At 56.0% G+C, this 1,687-nt stretch carries 2 protein-coding genes; both read right to left on the reverse strand.

The genetic code is table 11. From position 1 onward, the window contains the following. A partial coding sequence (locus ACXJ5O_RS26095) for an efflux RND transporter permease subunit (protein WP_457302443.1) occupies positions 1 to 1,420 on the reverse strand: 1,420 nt, incomplete at its 3' end. Next, positions 1,420 to 1,687 (reverse strand): efflux RND transporter periplasmic adaptor subunit (locus tag ACXJ5O_RS26100; RefSeq protein WP_457302444.1); only part of this gene is annotated, 268 nt, incomplete at its 5' end. The genes ACXJ5O_RS26100 and ACXJ5O_RS26095, both read right to left, overlap by 1 nt.

A 1,687-nucleotide genomic window follows, 5' to 3' on the forward strand; every position in this document is an offset into this window, starting at 1 on the left:
GAGCGGAAACTGCAATCGTCACGGTTACGGTTATGGCAAACTCGTGAAAAAGCCGACCAACGATTCCGCCTAGGAACAGGATGGGAATGAAGACCGCCACAAGCGAGAGGCTTATCGAAATAATGGTAAAACCAATCTCTCTGGAGCCGTCGATGGCGGCCTGCAATGCCGATTTACCCGCTTCCATGTGGCGCTGAATGTTCTCCAGCATGACGATCGCATCGTCGACGACGAAGCCGACCGCAATGCTCAACCCCATCAGCGAAAGGTTGTCCAGACTGAACCCCAGCACATACATCAGCGCGAAAGTACCTACCAGCGCGAGCGGGACAGTGACACCGGGGATTGCTGTCGCCCAGACGTTGCGCAGAAAAATGAATATCACCATGATCACTAGTGCGATCGTAAGCAACAAGGTGAATTTCACGTCGAGGACGGACGCTTGGATGGTCGTGGTCCGATCGCTCAAACTCGATATGTGAAGCGCAAGCGGCGCTATTGCCTGCAACTGCGGCAGCAATGCTTTTATCTGACCTACAGTCTCAAGAACATTCGCGCCGGGGAGTTTGGAAATTGGCAGCAGGATAGCCGGCTTGCCATCGGCCCATGCCGCAATCTGCGTGTTCTCCGGCGCATCGATTGCCTGGCCGATGTCGCTTATCCGTATCGGAGCGCCGTTTCGGTAAGCAATGATCGCGTTGTTCCATGGACCTGCCGCCAGGAGCTGGTCATTATCGTAGAGCGTAAAGGTTCGCAAAGCACCCTGGATGCTACCTTTTGGTGCATCCGTCGTCGTGGCGATGATTGCCGAGCGAACATCCTCCAGTGACAGCCCGAGGTCAGCTATCTTGCGCGGATCGACTTGCACGCGGACAGCTGGCTTTTGCTGGCCAAAGACCGAAACCTGGGCGACGCCGGAGACCTGGCTGATATGCTGGACAAGGACATTTTCGGCAAAATCATCGATCTGCGTCAATGGGAGTGTATCGGACGTAAGTGCAAGCACCAGTATGGGCGGGTCTGCAGGGTTCACCTTGCGATAGGTCGGCGGCGATGGGAGATTGCTTGGTAGCTGACCACCGGCGGCGTTGATCGCAGTTTGCACATCTTGCGCCGCGCCATCAATATTGCGATCCAGTTCGAACTGCAGGGTGATCGAACTGCTGCCGAGTGTGCTCACGGACGTCATCTGTGTAACGCCAGAAATTTGACCAAACTGCCGCTCCAACGGCTGGGTAACCGAAGACGCCATTGTTTGCGGACTTGCGCCTGGTAGCTGTGTAGAAACCTGAATCGTTGGAAAGTCGACCTGGGGCAGCGGCGCTACGGGCAGCAAAGGATAGGTTACCAGGCCGATTGCGAGAATAGCCAGCATGAGCAGCGACGTTGCGATCGGTCGCTGGATAAACCAATTCGACATCAGCCCCGCTCCGTCTCACCATCACCCAGCGTTGTGGTCTGGCTTGGTGTGTCTTGTATTGAAACTCTTGCGCCCGCATCCAGACGATATTGTCCCGAAGTGACAACGCGTTCGCCCGCTGCCAGTCCGCTCTCGATCACTGCGTGACCGTTCGCGATCTGTCCCGGTGCGATCGGGCGAACTTCCACGGTATTGTCCGGTTTCACGACGTAGACGAAGAAACCATTCTGCCCCCTCTCAATTGCCGCAGAAGGTACTGTAACTGCT

This window comes from Phyllobacterium sp. P5_D12 (assembly GCF_054049495.1).